Source organism: Streptomyces sp. NBC_00019, from assembly GCF_045041015.1.
Classification (GTDB): domain Bacteria; phylum Actinomycetota; class Actinomycetes; order Streptomycetales; family Streptomycetaceae; genus Streptomyces.
This window is the reverse complement of sequence record NZ_CP108302.1, coordinates 7,387,499-7,405,881: the sequence shown is the minus strand read 5'-3', so window position 1 is coordinate 7,405,881 and position 18,383 is coordinate 7,387,499. Positions and strand designations below refer to the sequence as shown.

The 18,383-nt window shown below is 69.3% G+C and carries 18 protein-coding genes; 6 read left to right on the top strand and 12 right to left on the bottom strand.

What is annotated here, in order from left to right:
* Window positions 1–122 precede the first annotated feature (122 nt).
* A complete protein-coding gene (locus OHU89_RS35045) occupies window positions 123–788 on the top strand; it encodes a bifunctional DNA primase/polymerase (protein ID WP_405648956.1) in 666 nt (221 codons plus the stop codon).
* A gap of 104 nt (window positions 789–892) precedes the next feature.
* On the opposite strand, the gene ftsY is transcribed toward OHU89_RS35045, so the two are convergent.
* Window positions 893–2,095, bottom strand: a complete 1,203-nt coding sequence (ftsY, locus tag OHU89_RS35040; RefSeq protein WP_365402678.1) for a signal recognition particle-docking protein FtsY — start codon at window positions 2,093–2,095, stop codon at window positions 893–895.
* 109 nt (window positions 2,096–2,204) lie between these two features.
* Here ftsY and OHU89_RS35035 point away from each other — a divergent pair, with 109 nt between their 5' ends.
* From OHU89_RS35035 to OHU89_RS35025, 3 genes are read left to right on the top strand one after another with little or no spacing between them, the layout of a single operon-like run.
* Window positions 2,205–3,674, top strand: a complete 1,470-nt coding sequence (locus tag OHU89_RS35035) for a purine-cytosine permease family protein (protein WP_405648954.1) — start codon at window positions 2,205–2,207, stop codon at window positions 3,672–3,674.
* A gap of 53 nt (window positions 3,675–3,727) precedes the next feature.
* Window positions 3,728–4,756 (top strand): LLM class flavin-dependent oxidoreductase, encoded by a 1,029-nt coding sequence (locus tag OHU89_RS35030; protein ID WP_405648953.1) that lies wholly within the window; start codon window positions 3,728–3,730, stop codon window positions 4,754–4,756.
* A gap of 37 nt (window positions 4,757–4,793) precedes the next feature.
* Window positions 4,794–5,171 carry a hypothetical protein gene (locus tag OHU89_RS35025; protein WP_405648951.1) on the top strand — a complete coding sequence of 126 codons (378 nt, stop codon included), beginning with the start codon at window positions 4,794–4,796 and terminating at the stop codon, window positions 5,169–5,171.
* A 108-nt stretch (window positions 5,172–5,279) separates the two neighbouring features.
* Here OHU89_RS35025 and OHU89_RS35020 read toward each other — a convergent pair whose 3' ends face one another.
* From OHU89_RS35020 to OHU89_RS35005, 4 genes are all read right to left on the bottom strand, one after another.
* Complete coding sequence (locus OHU89_RS35020) at window positions 5,280–6,695, bottom strand: sugar porter family MFS transporter (protein ID WP_266887546.1); 1,416 nt, start codon at window positions 6,693–6,695, stop codon at window positions 5,280–5,282.
* A gap of 239 nt (window positions 6,696–6,934) precedes the next feature.
* Window positions 6,935–10,543: a chromosome segregation protein SMC gene (gene smc / locus OHU89_RS35015; protein WP_405648950.1), complete on the bottom strand. Its 3,609-nt coding sequence runs from the start codon at window positions 10,541–10,543 to the stop codon at window positions 6,935–6,937.
* A 228-nt stretch (window positions 10,544–10,771) separates the two neighbouring features.
* Window positions 10,772–10,975, bottom strand: coding sequence for a hypothetical protein (locus tag OHU89_RS35010; RefSeq protein ID WP_037649730.1), 204 nt, complete (start codon window positions 10,973–10,975; stop codon window positions 10,772–10,774).
* 382 nt (window positions 10,976–11,357) lie between these two features.
* Window positions 11,358–11,639: an acylphosphatase gene (locus tag OHU89_RS35005; protein WP_266887551.1), complete on the bottom strand. Its 282-nt coding sequence runs from the start codon at window positions 11,637–11,639 to the stop codon at window positions 11,358–11,360.
* Between the two features lie 173 nt (window positions 11,640–11,812).
* Between OHU89_RS35005 and OHU89_RS35000 the strand changes: the two genes are divergently transcribed.
* Both OHU89_RS35000 and OHU89_RS34995 read left to right on the top strand, forming a co-directional pair.
* A complete protein-coding gene (locus tag OHU89_RS35000) occupies window positions 11,813–12,985 on the top strand; it encodes a CAP domain-containing protein (protein ID WP_405648949.1) in 1,173 nt (390 codons plus the stop codon).
* Between the two features lie 84 nt (window positions 12,986–13,069).
* On the top strand, window positions 13,070–13,453 hold the full coding sequence (locus OHU89_RS34995; protein ID WP_266887555.1) for a helix-turn-helix domain-containing protein: 384 nt from the start codon (window positions 13,070–13,072) through the stop codon (window positions 13,451–13,453).
* Here the strand turns inward: OHU89_RS34995 and mutM are convergent.
* From mutM to rsmD, 7 genes are all read right to left on the bottom strand, one after another.
* Window positions 13,426–14,286 carry a bifunctional DNA-formamidopyrimidine glycosylase/DNA-(apurinic or apyrimidinic site) lyase gene (gene mutM / locus OHU89_RS34990; protein ID WP_405648948.1) on the bottom strand — a complete coding sequence of 287 codons (861 nt, stop codon included), beginning with the start codon at window positions 14,284–14,286 and terminating at the stop codon, window positions 13,426–13,428. The genes OHU89_RS34995 and mutM overlap by 28 nt on opposite strands.
* A gap of 72 nt (window positions 14,287–14,358) precedes the next feature.
* Window positions 14,359–15,150 (bottom strand): ribonuclease III, encoded by a 792-nt coding sequence (gene rnc / locus OHU89_RS34985; RefSeq protein ID WP_266887559.1) that lies wholly within the window; start codon window positions 15,148–15,150, stop codon window positions 14,359–14,361.
* Between the two features lie 19 nt (window positions 15,151–15,169).
* Window positions 15,170–15,343: a 50S ribosomal protein L32 gene (rpmF, locus tag OHU89_RS34980; RefSeq protein WP_015657589.1), complete on the bottom strand. Its 174-nt coding sequence runs from the start codon at window positions 15,341–15,343 to the stop codon at window positions 15,170–15,172.
* Between the two features lie 2 nt (window positions 15,344–15,345).
* Window positions 15,346–15,999: a YceD family protein gene (locus tag OHU89_RS34975; protein ID WP_405648947.1), complete on the bottom strand. Its 654-nt coding sequence runs from the start codon at window positions 15,997–15,999 to the stop codon at window positions 15,346–15,348.
* 133 nt (window positions 16,000–16,132) lie between these two features.
* A complete protein-coding gene (locus OHU89_RS34970; protein ID WP_405648946.1) occupies window positions 16,133–17,194 on the bottom strand; it encodes an ATP synthase F0 subunit B in 1,062 nt (353 codons plus the stop codon).
* Between the two features lie 57 nt (window positions 17,195–17,251).
* The gene (gene coaD / locus OHU89_RS34965) at window positions 17,252–17,731 is read right to left on the bottom strand and encodes a pantetheine-phosphate adenylyltransferase (protein ID WP_046258859.1); all 480 of its coding nucleotides are present in this window, start codon (window positions 17,729–17,731) and stop codon (window positions 17,252–17,254) included.
* Window positions 17,732–17,757: 26 nt separating this feature from the next.
* The gene (gene rsmD / locus OHU89_RS34960) at window positions 17,758–18,348 is read right to left on the bottom strand and encodes a 16S rRNA (guanine(966)-N(2))-methyltransferase RsmD (RefSeq protein WP_405648945.1); all 591 of its coding nucleotides are present in this window, start codon (window positions 18,346–18,348) and stop codon (window positions 17,758–17,760) included.
* Window positions 18,349–18,383 lie beyond the last annotated feature (35 nt).

Below are 18,383 nucleotides of genomic sequence, written 5' to 3'. Positions count from 1 at the left end.
GCGAGGCCGGGCACACCACCCGGGGCACATCCGGGCGCCGAGGGGACGTTCGGGGGCACCGCTCAGATCACTTTCCGTGCATGTCTCGTAACCACCGGTGCGGCGGACCCGTTGGAGGGGGCATGGGCTTCACGATCGGCAGCAGTCGGGGGATCCGCGACATCCGGTCCTCCTCGCGTCGCCGCGGCCGCTCGTCGGAGTGCACCGCCGTGGCCGAGTTCACCGGGCTCTGGGGCTGGGACGTCGTCCCGGGCGCCCGGGCCGCCGCGGGCGCCTGCTCGTGCGGCCGGGCGGACTGCCGGGCACCGGGCGCGCACCCGCTGGACTTCGCCCCTGAGGTGCCCGCCGGGGCGACGCTGGACGAAGTGACCGGTGCCTGGGCCGAGTTCCCGGGCGCCTCGGTGATGCTGCCGGTCGGCAGGGCCTTCGACGTGATCGAGGTGGCGGAACCCGCCGGCCGCCGCGCCCTGGTCCGCCTGGAGCGCATGGGCCTCCCCCTCGGCCCGGTGACGGCGACCCCCGAGGGCCGCGCCCAGTTCTTCGTCGCCCCCGGCGCCGCCGCCGAACTCCCCGAGCTCCTCTACCGCATGGGCTGGGACGACCCGACCTCCCTGGACCTGCGCGGCCTGGGCTCCGGCACCCACATCACGGCCCCGCCCTCGGACCGCGCCGGCCTGGGCCCGGTCGACTGGCTGCGCTCCCCCGCGCTGGACTCGGCGACGAAACCGCCAGCGGCGAGGCTACTGCTGGGGACGCTGGCTTACGTGGCGCACCGGTCGCGGGCGTAGCCGTACGAGCAGGCGTACACGGCGAAGTGCCCGACCCCAACTGCACCTTGGGGGCGGGCACTTCTTCATGTGGAGGCATTCTCCCCACCGACAGCGGGTGAGTTCTACTCACCGATAAGTGCATCCACGAACGCTTCCGGCTCGAAGGGCGCCAGGTCGTCCGCACCCTCACCAAGACCCACCAGCTTCACCGGCACGCCCAGCTCCCGCTGGACCGCGATCACGATGCCGCCCTTGGCCGTGCCGTCCAGCTTGGTCAGCACGATGCCGGTGATGTCGACGACCTCGGCGAAGACACGGGCCTGCACGAGGCCGTTCTGCCCGGTCGTGGCGTCCAGCACCAGCAGCACCTCGTCGAGCGGCGCCTGCTTCTCCACGACCCGCTTGACCTTGCCGAGCTCGTCCATGAGCCCGGTCTTGGTGTGGAGGCGCCCGGCGGTGTCGATCAGCACGACGTCCGCGCCGATCTGCTTGCCCTCCTTCACCGCGTCGAAGGCGATGGAGGCGGGGTCACCGCCCTCGGGGCCCCGGACGGTGTGGGCGCCGACCCGGTCGCCCCAGGTCTGGAGCTGGTCGGCGGCGGCGGCACGGAAGGTGTCGGCGGCGCCGAGGACCACGCTGCGGCCGTCGGCGACCAGGACCCGGGCGAGCTTGCCGGTGGTGGTGGTCTTGCCGGTGCCGTTGACACCGACGACCATCACGATGCCGGGCTTGCTGGTCTCGGGCTCGGTCCTGACCGTGCGGTCGAAGTCGGTGCCGAGCAGCTTGAGGAGCTCCTCGCGCAGCAGGCCGCGCAGCTCCTCGGGGGTTCGGGTGCCGAGCACCTTCACGCGCTCGCGCAGGCCCTCGACCAGTTCCTGGGTGGGGGCGACGCCGACGTCGGCGGTGAGGAGGATGTCCTCGATCTCCTCCCAGGTGTCCTCGTCGAGGTGCTCGCGCGACAGGAGCGTGAGCAGCCCCTTGCCGAGCGCGTTCTGGGAGCGGGAGAGGCGCGCGCGCAGGCGGACGAGCCGTCCGGCCGTGGGCTCGGGGACCTCGATCTCGGGGACTTCAAGAGCCGGCGGCTCCTCGACGGCGACCGGGGCCGAGCCGTCCGGGAGATCCACCTCCTCTATCGTCCGGCGCGGTTCGTCGCGGGGCGTCTCGGCCTCGTCGCCGACGTGCGGCTCGGCCGGAGGGGCGGTGATGTCGGGCGCTGCGGGAGGCGGCGGGGGCAGCGGCTTCTTACGTCGGCTGCCGACGACGAGCCCGCCGAGCACACCGAGCACGACCACGGCGATGACTACAGCAAGGATGACGGTTTCCATAACCTGTCCAGTATCAGTCATGGGCCCCTGCCGGACCCAGCCTGCACTTTCCACCAAAGGACAAAGGGTCCCGTAGAGGATTAATCAGACCAAAGTACGATGGCGTCCCATGAGCACCACCGCTCCCCACGATGGCGCCCTCGAGAAGGCCCTGGAGAACCACGGCCTCGAGACCCGGGGCATCGAACCGGTCCCGGACGCCGAGCGCACCGCCCGCCCCCGGGAGCTGTTCCCCACCTGGGTCGCCGCCAACATCAGCGTCCTGCTCCTGACCATGGGAGCGACCCTGTCCGTCGGCTACGGACTCAACTTCTGGCAGGCCCTGGTGGTCGGCGTCGCGGCGCCGATCGTCTCGTACGGCCTGGTCGGTCTCGCCGGAATCGCCGGCAAGCGCGGCGGCGCCCCCGGCATGGCCCTGTCCCGGGCGGCGTTCGGGCAGCGCGGGAATCTGCTGCCGGGATCGCTGATCTGGATCGCCCGCTGGGGCTGGGAGACGATCAACGCGGTGACCGGCGCCTACGCACTGCTGACCGTCCTCGACATCCTGTTCGACATCAAGAGCAGCACCCCGCTCGTGGTCGCCACTCTCCTGCTCTTCGTGATCACGACGTTCGCGATCTCCGGCATGGGCATCAACGCCGTGCGGAAGTGCAACAAGTGGGCGACCTGTCTCTTCGGGGGCTTCTCCGTCCTCGTCCTCGGCCATCTGGTCGTGGAGACGGACTGGAGCAGGGTCTTCGGGCAGAGCGCGGGACCGACGTCGGCGATGATCGCGGGCGTGGGTCTGATCGCGGCGGGCGGGATCAGCTGGGTGCCCTCCGCTCCCGACTTCACGCGCTATCTGCCGGCCTCGACGTCCTCGGCGGCGATCGTGCGCAACACGGTGGGCGGCGCCGGGATCGTCGTGCTGCCGATGGTCCTGATGGGCGTGGTGATGGCCTCGGCCACCCCTGACCTGGCCTCCGCCCCGGACCCCGTGTCCTTCCTCGGCGAGATCCTCCCGCTGTGGCTCGCGGTGCCCTATCTGCTGATGGCCCTGATCGGCACCCTGCTGATCAACTCGATGTCCATGTACTCGGCGGGCTTCACCGCACAGACGCTCGGCTTCAAGGTCCCGCGCCACTGGGCGGTCTCGGTCAACGCGGTGATCTCACTGGTCTTCGGCAGCGTCCTGATGCTCGCCGCGACCGGCTTCATGGGCCCCTTCGTCACCTTCCTCTCGCTGCTCGCGGTGGCCTTCTCTGCCCGGCTCGGCGTCTTCGGCGTCGACATGCTGCGCCGTACGGAGTACGACGCCGAGGCCCTCCTCGACACGGGCCGCACGAGCGCGTACTGGTACCGGGGCGGCTTCGGCCCGGCGGCGGTCGCGGCCTGGGCGACCGGTCTCGGCACCGGGCTCCTGTTCACCACGTCCGACTGGTTCACCGGGCCGCTGGCCTCGAACAACCCGATCGGCGAGTACGGCCTCGGGTGGGTCGCGACGATCGTGGTCTCGGGCATGCTGTACGCGGTGCTCCCGAAGCCGGCGGTCGGTGAGAAGGCGGCCCCGACCGAGGAGCCCGCGACCATGGCCATCTGACGCATCGTCAGCTAGCGTCCCCCTCCACCGCCCAGTGCATCGAGGGGGAACCCATGCCCGTCACGGTCGTACGCTTCAACCTCGTCGAACCCGGCGCCACCCCCGCCTCCCTCCGCGCCCGCTACCAGGCCGCCCTGGAGATGGCCGCGTACGCCGACGAGCACGGGATCACCACCGTGCAGACCGAGGAGCACCACGGCGTCGCCAACAACTGGCTGCCCTCGCCGTTCGCTTTCGCGGGCGCCGTCTTCGGCGCGACTCAAGGAAATTCAGCGGCTCGCAGCGCCTCGTTGAGGGGCGGTGGTCGGGAGACGGGCGGGCGTATCGCGGTCACGGTCTCGGCGATCATCGGCCCGCTGCACGACCCGTTGCGGCTGGCCGAGGAGATCGCCGTACTGGATCTGTTGAGCGGCGGCCGCCTGGTGACGGTCGCGGGAATCGGCTACCGGCCCGAGGAGTACGCCCAGTTCGACGTGGACTGGAAGCGGCGCGGCAAGCTCCAGGACGAACTGCTGGAGACGCTGCTCAAGGCCTGGACCGGCGAGGAGTTCGAGTACCGAGGCCGTACGGTACGTGTCACCCCGCGCCCCTGCACCGACCCGCACCCCCTGCTCCTGGTCGGCGGCTCCTCCCGGGCCGCCGCACGCCGGGCCGCCCGCCTGGGCCTGCCGTTCTTCCCCAGCGCGCATCTGCCGGAGCTGGAGGCGTACTACAAGGAGCGGCTCGTCGAGTACGGCACCGAGGGCTGGACCATGATGCCCGCCGCTGAGACACCGCTGCTGCACATCGCCGAGGACCCGGACCGGGCGTGGGACACGTACGGCTCCTGCTTCCTGCACGAGGCCCGGACGTACGCCTCCTGGCAGTCCGGGGACATCCGGTCAGCCGTGAAGTCGGGGGCCACGAGCGTGGACGAGCTGCGCGCCGAGGGCGTGTACCGGATCCTGACTCCGGCCGAGTGCGTGGCACAGGGCCTCGACAACCTCGTACTGCATCCGCTGGCGGGCGGCATGCCGTTGGAGGAGGGGTGGCGGAGCCTGCGGCTGTTCGCGGAGGAGGTACTGCCCGCGCTGGGGAATTGACCTGCGCGGGTCTCTGGTGCGGTGATCCACTGGTCCCATGAGTCTGTGCGTGGATGTGTTCGTGCGAGACACGAACGGCCAGTTCCGGGTCCTCGACGTCCCGGAGGGCTGCGACGACTCGGCCGGCTTCGAGAGCTGGCGCCAGTCGGTCTGGGGCTCCGACACGGCGCGTTCGCTGGGCGCCCGGTTCCTGCCCGTGCTGGCCGAGCGCGACCTGTACGTCGAGGCGCACGAAGTGGTGGACTTCCTGGGCGAGGTCACGCTGCTGCGGGCGAACCTCGAACGCATCGCCACCACCACATGGCGCCCCCGGGAGCTCGCCGAGCACCGGAGCCAGATCGAGCGCCGGCTGGACAACATCGAGGCGACCGCCCGGCGCGCCCAGGAGCTGGGGGCCGGCGTCCTCATCTGGTGACAAGGAGCCGCCCCGGCTCGGGCAGTGGCCGAGCCGGGGCGGCGGTGAGGGGTCACGGGGAGAGGGGCAGCGGGGTTGGGCCCTTCTCCCCGAGTTCGTGCGGGCCGTTCAGCCCATCTCCTCCAGCGCCTTGCCCTTCGTCTCCTTCACGAACTTGAGGACGAACGGGATGGAGAGCGCGGCGAAGACCGTGTAGATCACATAGGTCAGGGAGAGGTTCCAGTCCGCCAGCGACGGGAAGCTCGCGGTGATGGCCCAGTTGGCGATCCACTGCGCGGAGGCGGCCACACCCAGGGCGGCGGCGCGGATCCTGTTCGGGAACATCTCGCCGAGGAAGACCCAGACCACCACACCCCAGGACAGGGCGAAGAAGAGGACGAAGATGTGGGCGGCGATCAGGGCGGTCCAGCCTTGCGCGGCCGGCAGCTTGCCGTCGACCAGGTCGAAGGAGAAGGCCCAGGCCTCCAGGCCGAGACCGATCACCATGCCGACCGAGCCGATGAGGGCCAGCGGCTTACGGCCGACGCGGTCCACGAAGATCATGGCGATCACGGTGCCGACGATGTTGATGATCGACGTGGTGAACGAGTAGAAGAACGACTCCGTCGGGTCGACACCGACCGACTGCCACAGGGTCGAGGAGTAGTAGAACGCGACGTTGATGCCGACGAACTGCTGGAAGACCGAGAGGCCGATACCGACCCAGACGATCGGCTTGAAGAAGAAGCCGCCGCCGAGCAGGTCCTTGAACGTGGACTTGTGCTCACTGTTCATGGCGTGCTCGATCTCGGTGACGCGGGCGTCCAGATCGATGTTGTCGCCCTCGACCTCCTTGAGGATCCCGCGGGCACGCTCGTGCTTGCCGACGGAGATCAGGAAGCGCGGGGACTCGGGGATCGCGAAGGAGAGCAGGCCGTAGAGGACGGCCGGGATCACCATGACGCCGAGCATGACCTGCCAGGCCTCGATGCCCATCAGCTTGCCGCGCTGGTCACCGCCGGCCGCGTTCAGCAGGCCCCAGTTGACCAGCTGCGAGATGGCGATGCCGATGACGATCGCGGCCTGCTGGAAGGAACCGAGGCGACCGCGGTAGGCCGGTGGGGCGACCTCCGCGATGTAGGCGGGGCCGATCACGGAGGCCATACCGATGGCGAAGCCACCGACGACGCGCCAGAAGGCGAGGTCCCACAGGGCGAAGGGCAGCGCCGAACCCACCGCGCTGACCGTGAAGAGGACGGCCGAGATCTGCATGCACCGGATGCGGCCGATCCGGTCGGCGATCCGGCCGGCGGTCGCGGCGCCGATGGCGCATCCGATCAGGGCGATGGCGATGACCTGGGCCAGCGCTGCGGAGCCGATGTCGTAGCGATCCCGGATGGCCTCGACCGCGCCGTTGATCACGGAGCTGTCGTAGCCGAAGAGGAAGCCTCCCATCGCGGCCGCCGCCGCGATGAAGATGACATGCCCGAGGTGCTCGGGCTGAGCCGACCTGGCTCCTGACTTGGGTGCCGCTGTGCTGGTCAAGTGAAACTCCTCGGGCCACCGGCAGCGCTGCCGGGTGGGGGGTGAGCCCTTCCAGTGGCGCATAGCTTCACGCCGCCCACCACCTGAAGGTAAAAGCAACGTCGCAGAGACTATGCCTTCAAGTTTCTAAGTCAACAGGGGGGCTGCTGTGAATTTTCCGCACCCGCGAGGTGTCGGTTCATTCAAGACTTGAAGTCAATCAGAAGACGCAGGTCGCGATAGGTGTAGAGGCCACGCGACTAGCGGAGTCGCTGCGAGATGACCTTCGACACACCGTCGCCCTGCATGGAGACGCCGTACAGCGCGTCGGCGACCTCCATCGTGCGCTTCTGGTGGGTGATGACGATCAGCTGCGAGGCTTCCTGCAGCTCCTGCATGATGCGGATCAGCCGCTGCAGGTTGGTGTCGTCGAGGGCCGCCTCGACCTCGTCCATGACATAGAACGGGCTGGGCCGGGCCTTGAAGATCGACACCAGCATCGCCACGGCCGTCAGCGACCGCTCACCGCCCGAGAGCAGGCTGAGCCGCTTCACCTTCTTGCCCGGCGGACGCGCCTCGACGTCGACGCCGGTGGTGAGCATGTTGTCGGGGTCGGTGAGGATCAGCCGCCCGTCACCGCCCGGGAACAGCCGGCTGAAGACACCCTCGAACTCCCGGGCGGTGTCCCGGAAGGCCTCGGTGAAGACCTGCTCGACGCGCTCGTCGACCTCCTTCACCACCTGAAGCAGGTCGGCGCGGGTCTTCTTCAGGTCCTCCAGCTGCTCGCTGAGGAACTTGTGCCGCTCCTCCAGCGCCGAGAACTCCTCCAGCGCGAGCGGGTTCACCTTCCCGAGCTGCTGATAGCCCCGTTCGGCCGCCTTGAGCCGCTTCTCCTGCTCGGCCCGGTGGAAGGACTTCGGCTGGTTGCGCGGATGCTCCGGGTCATCCGGCAGCTCCTCGCCCTCGGCGGGCGGAGAGGGCGGTACGAGCTGATGGGGCCCGTACTCGGAGACTAGCCCGGCGGGCTCGACGCCCAGCTCCTCCAGCGCCTTGGTCTCCAACTGCTCGATCCGCATACGCTTCTCGGCGCCGAGCACCTCACCCCGGTGGACCGAGTCGGTCAGCTTGTCGAGCTCGCCCTTGAGGTCCCGGCCGGCGTTGCGGGCGGCGGCCAGCTCCTGCTCGCGGCGCGCCTTGGCGGCCTCGGCGGCGGCCCGCTCCTCCTCGGCTCGCCCGACCGACACCTCGACGTGCACGAGGAGTTGCCGCGCACCGGACGCGACGGCCTCGGCGACCGTGGCCTCGTGCCGCAGCCGCGCCCGCCGCTGCTCGGCACGCGCGCGTGCGTCGCGCTCGGCTCGGGCGGCGCGGTCGAGGGAGTCGGCGCGGCCGGCGAGGCCCTTGACCCGCTCCTCGTGCGTGCGCACTTGAAGCCGAGCCTCCATCTCCGTCTGCCGGGCGTTGGCACCATCGGCGGCGAGCCGGTCCCGTACGGAGGTGTCCGGCTCTTCCTCGACGGGCATCTCCTCGGCGACGGCGAGGCGTTCGGCGAGTTCCTCTACGTCTTGCAGGGCCTTGTCGAGCGATTCCTGTGCCCTCGTGGCGGCGGCGACGGATCGCTCGGCCTCGCCTGCGGCGCCGCGTGCCTGTCCGGCCAGCCGACCGAGCTGCTGGGCCACGGTCGACTTCTCCCGGTCGGCGGCGCGGCGCTGCTCGCTGAGCTCCTCGACCAGGGCGGTACGTTCTTTCCGCCGCTCCTGGGCCTCGTGCTGGGCCTCGCTCAACTCCTCGCAGCGGACGGCGAGTTCTTCCAGCTCGGCTGCTGCCTCGTCGACGGATGCCTGTACTTCGAGGAGGCTGGGGGCGCCTGCGGAGCCGCCGTGGGCGAAGTGCGCGCCGAGGAGGTCACCTTCGGCGGTGACAGCGGTCAGGTCGGGGTGGCCGTAGACGAGGTCCTCGGCGTCCTCGAGGGTGCCGACGACGACGATGCCGTGGAGCAGGCGGCGTACGGCCGGCATGAGATCTGAAGGGCCGCGGACGAAATCTGCCGCGCGAGGTCGTGTGGCGTCTGCGGGTTCTTCGTGGCTGGTCGCGCCCCGCGGCGGAGCCGCAGATTGATACAGCCCCGCGCCCCTGAGGGGCTCCTCAGGCACCCCGGTCAGCAGGAGCGATGCCCTCCCGCCGTCCTGCTTCCGCAGCAACCGGATCGCGTCCGCCGCCGCCGACGGTGATGTCACCGCCAGTGCGTCCGCCGCAGCTCCGAAAGCCGCCGCCAGCGCCACCTCGTAGCCCGGTGTCACCGTCAGCAGCTCTGCCGCCGGGCCCAGCAGGCCGGTGAGGCGGTCCTTCGCGCCCAGCAGTATCCCGGTCCCGTCCTTCCTGCGCAGCCCCAACGCGAGCGCCTCGTGCCGGGCCTGTGTCGCCGCCCGCTTCCGCTCCACCGCCGTGGCCGCCTCGCGGGCTGCCGTCAGCGCGGCCTCCGCCTCGGCCAGCGCCGCCTTCGCCGCGTCGTGCTGCTCCGCCAGTTCGGCGTCGCCCGCGTCGAGCCCGTCGACCTCCGCCTTGAGCACCTCGTACTCCTCCTGCGCGGCGAAGGCCCGCTCCTGGGCCTCGTCCCGCGTGGCGGCCAGCCGGTCGATCTCGGCCTGGGCCGAGGCGGCGCGCGAACGGGCTGCGTTGACCTGCCCGTTCAGCCGGGCCAGACCCTCGCGGCGGTCGGCGATGGCGCGGGCCACGTCCTTCAGGCGCCGTTCTTCCTGGGTGAGTTCGCGTTCCAGGTCGGCACGGTGCGTGACCGTGTCCTCCAGGGCATGCTCGGCCGCCTCCAGGGCCGCTTCGAGCTCGGCCTCCTGCTCACGGATCCGGGCGGCCTCGCGCTCCATGTCCTCGGGGTCACGGCCACGCCGTTCCTCCGGTGGCGCCGAGGTCGCGCTCTTCACGCGCGCGTCGGCGAGCGAGACCGTGCCGCGCACCCGCTCGGCGAGCTGGGAGAGCTCGTACCAGGTCTGCTGGGCCCGCTGGAGCCGCGGCGTCAGCTGCCGCACCTCGTCCTCCAGGAGAGCCTCCCGTTGCAGGGCCTTCTTCAGCTCCTGCTCGGCGGCTTCCTTGCGCTCCTTCAGCGCGGCCTCGTCGGCGATCTCGGACTTGAGCGCCTGGCGCAGTCGTACGAGATCGTCGGCCAGGAGCCTCAGGCGGGCGTCGCGCAGATCGGCCTGGATCACCGCGGCCCTCCGCGCGACCGCCGCCTGGCGGCCCAACGGCTTCAGCTGTCTGCGCAGCTCGTCCGTGAGGTCCTGCACGCGCGCGAGGTTGGCCTGCATCGCGTCCAGCTTCCGCAGCGCCTTCTCCTTGCGCTTGCGGTGCTTCAACACACCCGCGGCCTCTTCGATGAAGGCCCTGCGGCCCATCGGATCCGCATGCAGGACCGAGTCGAGCTGGCCCTGGCCGACGATGACATGCATCTCGCGGCCGATGCCGGAGTCGGAGAGCAGTTCCTGGATGTCCAGCAGCCGGCAGGTGTCGCCGTTGATCTGGTACTCGCTGCCGCCGTTACGGAACATGATCCGCGTGATGGTGACCTCGGCGTACTCGATGGGCAGCGCCCCGTCGGAGTTGTCGATGGTCAGCGACACCTCGGCACGGCCCAGCGGGGGCCGCCCTGTGGTGCCGGCGAAGATGACGTCCTCCATCTTGCCGCCGCGCAGCGACTTGGCACCCTGCTCGCCCATGACCCAGCTGAGGGCGTCGACGACATTGGACTTGCCCGAGCCGTTCGGTCCGACGACACACGTGATACCCGGCTCGAACCGGAGCGTGGTCGCCGAGGCGAACGACTTGAACCCGCGGAGGGTCAGGGCCTTGAGGTGCACGCCGCTGGACTCTACCTTCCGGGGTTGTCTCACTCCATGAACGCGCTGTGTCCCGCGGTTTCACCAATGAACGTGCAGGGCACATCAGACGTTAAAGAGAGCGGGAAGGTGTACGCGGGGGAAAGAAAGAAGGGACGCCGAAGCGTCCCTTGCAAACTCAAACTCTGACAACTTAGCGGTTGATACGAGCAGCCCAACCACTGCGTATGTCGTGATGCGATGCAGTGATCAGGTGAGCGCAGGCTCCGCCTGGTGTGCGTCGATGCTCTCGAGAAGCGAGTCGTGAGAAGCGGCAGCCGCGAGCGCGTCGTTCTCGGCCTGAATCCGTACGAGCTCGGATTCGAGGTCCTGTACACGCTGCTGGAGCCGTCGCATCTCGGCAATGAGTCGCGGGTCGGAGCCGCCGACGTAACCGAGAAGCGCCTTTGCCATGATGGATGGTCCTCCACACTGAGTGACCGACCGAAGCGGTGTGGGTCGTGAGGGATTCGCACCCGCGATGCTTGGCACTGTTGAGTTCGTACTGCCGTTCATCCATGCCAAACAGCTAAGGTGCGCGGGGTGCATTCAGCGTCTCACCAAAAAGTTTGACGGTCAACACGATCACGCCCTGTATTGGCGGCAACCCGGGGGCACGCGGCCGGGAATCGGCGGCGCAGCGACTCCTGCGGGGCACTCAGGGCGTAGCGATCATCCTTAAGTGCGGAGCCTCCCAGGAAATGCCGTTCTTGGCAACCACCAGGGCCTTTCTGCTTCGGGCAGGTGCCAGTGGCATGTCCCTCAGGTCCCACCTGGCCCGCTTTACAGAACCGGCTCAGCGGATGGCGAAGCCGTCGTAACCCCCGCGGGGTGTGTCCCAGATCTCGGTGACACCGTCCACACGCCCGGGCGTGTCCTCGCCCTGGAGCCAGTCGAGGAGTCCTTCGCACCGCCCCTTCGGGCCCTCCGCGACCACCTGGACCCGTCCGTCCCCCAAATTGAGAGCAAAACCACTCAACCCACCGAGCTCGAGGGCCTTGGCCCGCGTGAACCAGCGGAAACCCACACCTTGGACACGTCCTCGCACCCAGGCGACCAGTCGCACATCCTCGCTCATAGATGCAACCTAACCAACCAATGTCTCTCTGGGCTCTCCCTCCCCTGGCGCCATGCGGTACCGTCCCCTGCCAATGAATCTCATACGAAACTCACTCGATCGTGTGAGTTTTGTGAGTTCGGTCCGACCGCTGGGGACGAGTCGGCCACAAAGGACGAGGAAGGCCAGGACACATGGGACGCCACCGACGCTCCGCCGCCGGCCGCGCCGCCACGGGCCGCGCCACGGGGGTCACAGAAACAGACGGCTCGTACACGAGCGGCTACGACCCGCAGCACTCGTACAACTACGACCCGCAGCACTCTTACGGCTTGGACCAGCAGTTCTCGTACGACTTCGACGCCGACGCCCGGGGACACCACACGGGCGAGCACCCCACGGTGGGCATCGCGCCCTATCTGAACCCCGAGGCGCACTCCCGCAGTGACGCCTACCTCTACGCGACCAACGACGACTACGCCCAGGCCACGGGCACCACGAGCACCGCGGTGTTCGCCAGCGAGGGTTTCTCGCCGGGTGACGGCCCGCGGCGCGGCGGGGGTTCGCGCCGTCGCCGTAAGAAGAGGGTCGTGACGCCGGTCAAGACCGGTCTGCTCGGGGTCTCCGCGGCGGTCGCGATCGGCACGGTCGCGGTGGCCACGGGTGTGGTGCCCGGCCTCGACAACTACAAGCTCGGCGGTGGCAACGCCGACAACGTGCAGGCCGCGGACACCCCGACCAACTCCGCGACCGAGCAGGGCGGCACCTCCGGCAGCGCCGACGACAGCCGGGACGACGAGGCGGCCAGCCGCGACGGCGAGCGCTCGGCCTCTCCCACGCCGTCCGTCTCACCCTCGACGGCCGCGCCGACCAAGACGCCGTCGAAGAAGCCGACGGCCACGCCCAGTGAGAAGAAGCCGGAGACGACGCCTTCACGCACGGCCACGAAGGCGCCGGCGAACACCAAGGCCCCGGTGGCGGTCTCCGCGGAGGTCCAGGCCGAGGCCGAGGTGCTGAAGCTCGTGAACGAGGAGCGGGCGAAGGTGGGCTGCAGCCCGGTGGCCGCGAACAGCGCGCTGGGCAAGCTCGCCGAGGAGTTCAGCGACGCGATGGCCGCCGAGGGCTTCTTCGACCACACCGACCCCAGCGGCAGGACCCCCTGGGACCGGGCCGAGGCAGCCGGCATCACCAGCCTCGGCGGCGAGAACATAGCCCGGGGCCAGACCGACGCGGCCGCGGTGATGGAGGCCTGGATGAACAGCCCGGGCCACAAGGCGAACATCCTGAACTGCGACTACAAGACGCTGGGGGTCGGCGTGCACTTGGGGTCGGGTGGCCCGTGGTGGACGCAGGACTTCGGGTACTGACCGGAACAGTCCGAAAATAGGGAGCACTAACTCATGGTTAGTGCTCCCTTTTCGTTAGCACTGCGCTCCCGTACGCTGGGGTGTATGGACACCACGCTCGACATCTCCTACGACGTGTTTGCCAAGGCCTGTCCCTCGCGCAACACGCTGGAGCATGTGACGGGACGCTGGGGCGGGCTGACGCTCTGCGCCCTGCACGAGGGCTCCCTGCGCTTCAACGAGCTGCGCCGTCGGGTGGACGGCGTGAGCGAGAAGATGCTCTCCCAGACATTGCAGGCACTGGAGCGCGACGGCCTGGTGCACCGCGAGGCCCAGCCGACCAACCCGCCCCGCGTGGACTACGAACTGACCCCGCTGGGACGCGGCGTGGCCGAGCGACTGGTCGGCCTCATCGAGTTCGTGGAGGGCCGCATGGACGACGTGCTCGCGGCACGTCAGCGCTACGACGAGACGCGCGGCGCCCGCTGACACTTCGGGCAGAAGTAGCTGGACCGGTTCATCCAGGGCGCTCGCCGCATCGGCGTACCGCACCGCTTGCAGGGCAGTCCCTCGCGGCCGTACGCGTCGAGCGAGCGGTCGAAGTAGCCTGACTCGCCATTGACGTTGACGTACAGGCTGTCGAAACTCGTGCCGCCCACCGCGAGCGCCGAGTTCATCACATCCCTTACGTGGCCCAGGAGTTCGGCCGTGCGCGGGCGCGTGAATCCCGCGGTCGGACGCTCGTAGTGGACGCGGGCGCGCCAAAGTGCCTCGTCCGCATAGATGTTGCCCACGCCGCTGATCAACGACTGGTCGAGCAGGGCCCGTTTGATGGTGCTGCGCTTACGGCGCAGCGCCTGGTGGAACGCCTCGTCGTCGAAGAGCGGGTCCAGCGGATCGCGGGCGATGTGCGCGATGACGTCGGGCAGACCGTCCTCGGTGTTGTCGTGCAACGACAGGCCGCCGAAGGTGCGTTGGTCGACGAAGCGGAGTTCCGTACCGAGGCCGTCGGCGAAGCGGACGCGGATGCGCAGATGCTTCTCGTCCGGGGTCTCGTGCGGCTGGACCAACAGCTGGCCGCTCATGCCGAGGTGCGCCAGGACCGACTGGTCGGTGTCCTCCAGCGGCAGCCACAGATATTTGCCGCGGCGGCTGGGCACGCCGATGCGATGCCCCTTGAGGCGGTGCGTGAAGTCGTCGGCGCCGGCGATGTGACGGCGTACCGCACGCGGGTGCAGCACCTCGGCCTCGGCGACGGCACGGTGGGCGACCCACCGCTCCAGACCTCGTCGTACGACCTCGACCTCGGGCAACTCGGGCATGGGATCCCCCGGTGTATGAGTCGAGCGCCCGCCCCGGTGCGGGACGGGCGCTCTGGGTATCGCGCTGTGCGGTCAGGCGGAGGCGGGCGCCTCATCGGCGCCGGCGTCGGCCTCGGCGGCCTTCGCTGCAGCCTTGGCTCGCTCGTCCGCCGCGGCCCGGATGGACCGCCATGCGGACTCGGCGGCCTGCTGCTCCGCCTCCTTCTTGCTGCGGCCGGTGCCGGTGCCGTACGAGACGCCTCCGACGCGGGCGGCAGCAGTAAAGGTCTTCTCGTGGTCGGGGCCGGTCTCCGAGACCTGGTACTCGGGCACGCCGAGCCCTTCGGTCGCGGTGAGCTCCTGGAGACTGGTCTTCCAGTCCAGGCCGGCACCGAGGTTGGAGGACTTCTCGATCAGTGGGTCGAAGAGCCGGTGGACGAGTTCGCCCGCCGCTTCCAGACCCTGGTCGAGATAGACCGCGCCGATCACCGCTTCAAGGGTGTCGGCAAGGATGGATGCCTTGTCCCGGCCGCCCGTACCCTCTTCACCACGGCCGAGCCGGATGAAGGAGCCCAGGTCGAGCCCACGGCCCACCTCCGCCAGCGCACGAGAGTTGACCACCGCGGCCCGCAACTTGGCCAGCTGGCCTTCGGGCAGGTCGGGGTGGGTGCGGTACAGCGTGTCCGTGACCACGAGGCCGAGGACGGAGTCCCCGAGGAACTCCAGGCGCTCGTTGGTGGGCAGACCGCCGTTCTCGTACGCATAGGACCGGTGGGTCAGCGCACGCACCAGAAGGGCGGACTCGAGTTTGTACCCGAGCCGCCCTTCCAACAGCGTGTGGGACGAGGCCGTGTTGTCCGCAGAATTCTTCTTCGGAGTGGACACAGTGCCTCTCACCAGCCGCTCAGACCTCGAGGACCTGGCGCTTGTTGTACGTGCCGCAAGACGGGCACGCGATGTGCTGCTGCTTGGGCTCGTGGCAGCGCTCGCACGCAACCAGGGGGGTGACCGCAGCCTTCCACTGCGACCGGCGGTGGCGCGTGTTGCTGCGCGACATCTTCCGCTTCGGAACAGCCACGGCTACTTCTCCTGCTTCTCGTTGGCGCGCGCCGGTCGAGGCGCTTCGCCACTGATCTCGTCCTTCTCGCCATCTTCGAGTGAACCGGCGAGTCCCTGCAGTGCCGCCCAACGGATGTCGACGGCGTCGTGGTGGTGGTCCGGGGCGTCCGCCAGCCGCGCTCCGCACTCGGAGCACAGGCCGGGGCAGTCGTCCTGGCACACCGGCTGCATCGGCAGGGCAAGCACCACCGCGTCACGCAGCACGGGTTCGAGGTCGAACAAGCCGTCCTCGATGAAGAGCCTGTCCTCGTCTTCCTCGGCGTCGTCGGCCGGCTCCGCCTTGGGGCGGCCCCGGTCGTCGGCGTCAGGGTACGAGAACATCTCCTGGAAGTCCGCTGCGAGCTCCAGCTCAAGCGGCTCCAGACACCTTACGCACTCCCCCTCGGCCTGTGCACGGGCGGTGCCTGTGACAAGCACCCCTTCCATGACCGACTCGAGCCGGAGGTCGAGCTTCACCGGGGCGCCTTCCGGCACTCCGATCACTCCCGCGATCCCGAGATCCTTGGGAGCGTCGATCTCACGGGTCAGGCGCTGCAGCGCACCAGGCCGCCGCCCCAGCTCGTGTGTGTCGAACACGAGAGGCTTGCGGTGGTCGAGGCGGGCGTTCAGAGCCATTCCTGCTTTCGATCTTCGAGCTCAGAGGGACGCTGCCCTTCGGTGTTCCCCGGGCAGCGCTGATCGCGGACGTACACGCGACCGAAGAGCCAGGATACTGGACCTTTCCCTCACGGCCCAATCCGGCGGTTCCTTACTGGCCGCGACCCTGCTCGTAGGCCCTGAGCTGCTCCGGCGTGATCATGCCGGTGTCGAAGAGGCTGGTCTCGTCGAGGGCGTACGACTGCTGGGCCTGCTGCTGGGCGTGCTGCTGGTCCTGCTGGGTCTGTCCGGCGTCGTAGGCGCCCTGCTGGGCGTCGTAGCCCTGGTAGGCATAGGGATCGGCCTGCTGGTAGCCGTAGGGATCCTGCTGCTGGGCGTAGGCCTGCTGCTGCGGGTAGCCGCCGCCGTAGGTGTCCGTCTGCTGGTAGCCGTAGGCCGGCTGCGGCTCGTACTGCGGCTGGGCGGGCTGCTCGGCGGCGGCCCGGTTGTCCTGCTCGGCGAGGGCCGTGAGGTCGGCGAGGTAGTCGGCGTCGCTGGAGTGCTGGACGGTGGTGTTGTCGTCGGCGAGCGCGCCGAGGTCGTCCGAGGCGATCCGGCCGTGCAGCTTCTGGCGGCCCTTGCCGACGGCATCCAGGGTCTTGCTGAGGACCGCCTCGAAGGCGCCGAGCTTGGAGTCGACGTAGGTGTCGGCGTCCCGGCGCAGGGTCTCGGGGTCGTGGCTGCGCTCGGGGGCGTCCTCGTCCTCGTAGCCCTGCTCGTCGAGGCCCGGGCCGGTGCCGAGGAGCTTCTCGCGGCCACGGCCGACGGAGCCGATGGTCTTGGTGAGGACGACCTCGAAGTTGGCGAGCTTGGAGTCGACGTAGTCGTCGGCCTCCGCGCGGACGTCCTCGGCCTCCCGGCGGGCCTCGGTGAGGATGCGGTCGGCCTCGGTCTGGGAGCGGCGGGCTACCTCGGTGTCGGAGATCAGCGAGCCGCGCTCGGCGTGCGCGGTCGAGATGATCCGCTCGGCCTCCTGGCGGGCCTGCTCGACCATCTGCTCACGGCCGCCGATCAGCTCCTGGGCCTGGGCGAGGGAGTCGGGCAGGGCGGCCCGCACCTCCTCCAGCATCGCGAGCAGCTCGGCGCGGTTGACCACGCACGAGGCCGACATGGGCATCGACCGGGCGCCGGAGACCGCGGCGACGATCTCGTCGAGCTTCTTCTGCACGTCCACCTGTGCTCGCCACTCTCTACAGCTGTGTTGGAGACGGACGGAACGACTGTAGCCCCATCAGTCCTTGCGCAGGCGCTCGTTGAGCGCCTCCAGAACCAGCGGCGGCACCAGGTGCGCGATGTCTCCGCCCCAGGTGGCGACCTCCTTGACGAGCGAGGAGGAGAGGAAGCTGTAGGTGGGGTTGGTCGGCACGAAGAGCGTCTCGACGCCGGACAGGCCGTTGTTCATCTGGGCCATCTGCAGCTCGTAGTCGAAGTCGCTGACCGCGCGCAGGCCCTTGACGATGGCCGGGATGTCGCGCTGCTTGCAGTAGTCGACGAGGAGGCCGTGGAAGGCCTCGACCTTGACGTTGCCGTATTCGGCGGTGACCTGGCGGATCAGCTCGATCCGCTCCTCGACCTCGAACAGGCCCTTCTTGGACTTGTTGATCATGACCGCGACATAGACCTCGTCATACAGACGGGAGGCGCGGGAAATGATGTCGAGATGTCCGTTGGTGATCGGGTCGAACGACCCGGGACAGACGGCGCGGCGCACTTGAGATCCCTCGCTCTCCGGTCCGGTCATCGTGCGTCTTCGCACGTAGAGGCGGCGCGACCGTACCAAAAGGTTCCTTCGCCGTAGCGGCGGGACCGGAGCGCTTCGAAGCCGTCCGGCCAGTGGAACTTTCCGCCTCTGGTGCTGCGCTCCACGGTGACCAGGGCTTCGGCCGTGAGCCAGCCCTGGGTACGGAGTGTGAGCAGAATCTCCCGAAGATCGTCGTCCGGGACGGCGTACGGGGGGTCGAGAAAGACGATGTCGTACGGCTCGGTCGGCGCCGGCGACTGGATGATCTGTTCGGCTTTGCCCGCCCTCACCTCGGCGCCGGGGAGACCGAGAGATTTCACGTTCTCGCGGATCGTGCGGGCCGCTCGGGCGTCGGCCTCGACGAGGAGGGTGTGGCCTGCGCCACGGGAGAGGGCCTCCAGGCCCACGGCGCCTGATCCTGCGTACAGGTCCAGGACGCGTTCCCCGTGGAGGGGGCGGCCTCCGAGCAGGGACTGCCAGGTGGAGAAGAGACCTTCGCGTGCGCGGTCGGAGGTGGGGCGGGTTCCGGTCCCTGGCGGGACGGCCAGTCGACGTCCGCCGGCTGCGCCGGCGATCACGCGGGTCATCTTCGGTCCTTGGTTGTGGGCGGCTTCAGGTTCAG

What these genes read in the sequence shown, in the direction of transcription:
- OHU89_RS35045 (WP_405648956.1), top strand. Translation starts at nt 123, where the DNA reads ATGGGCTTCACGATCGGCAGCAGTCGGGGGATCCGCGACATCCGGTCC.
- ftsY (WP_365402678.1), bottom strand. Translation starts at nt 2,095, where the DNA reads ATGGAAACCGTCATCCTTGCTGTAGTCATCGCCGTGGTCGTGCTCGGT.
- OHU89_RS35035 (WP_405648954.1), top strand. Translation starts at nt 2,205, where the DNA reads ATGAGCACCACCGCTCCCCACGATGGCGCCCTCGAGAAGGCCCTGGAG.
- OHU89_RS35030 (WP_405648953.1), top strand. Translation starts at nt 3,728, where the DNA reads ATGCCCGTCACGGTCGTACGCTTCAACCTCGTCGAACCCGGCGCCACC.
- OHU89_RS35025 (WP_405648951.1), top strand. Translation starts at nt 4,794, where the DNA reads ATGAGTCTGTGCGTGGATGTGTTCGTGCGAGACACGAACGGCCAGTTC.
- OHU89_RS35010 (WP_037649730.1), bottom strand. Translation starts at nt 10,975, where the DNA reads ATGGCAAAGGCGCTTCTCGGTTACGTCGGCGGCTCCGACCCGCGACTC.
- OHU89_RS35005 (WP_266887551.1), bottom strand. Translation starts at nt 11,639, where the DNA reads ATGAGCGAGGATGTGCGACTGGTCGCCTGGGTGCGAGGACGTGTCCAA.
- OHU89_RS35000 (WP_405648949.1), top strand. Translation starts at nt 11,813, where the DNA reads ATGGGACGCCACCGACGCTCCGCCGCCGGCCGCGCCGCCACGGGCCGC.
- OHU89_RS34995 (WP_266887555.1), top strand. Translation starts at nt 13,070, where the DNA reads ATGGACACCACGCTCGACATCTCCTACGACGTGTTTGCCAAGGCCTGT.
- mutM (WP_405648948.1), bottom strand. Translation starts at nt 14,286, where the DNA reads ATGCCCGAGTTGCCCGAGGTCGAGGTCGTACGACGAGGTCTGGAGCGG.
- OHU89_RS34975 (WP_405648947.1), bottom strand. Translation starts at nt 15,999, where the DNA reads ATGGCTCTGAACGCCCGCCTCGACCACCGCAAGCCTCTCGTGTTCGAC.
- rsmD (WP_405648945.1), bottom strand. Translation starts at nt 18,348, where the DNA reads ATGACCCGCGTGATCGCCGGCGCAGCCGGCGGACGTCGACTGGCCGTC.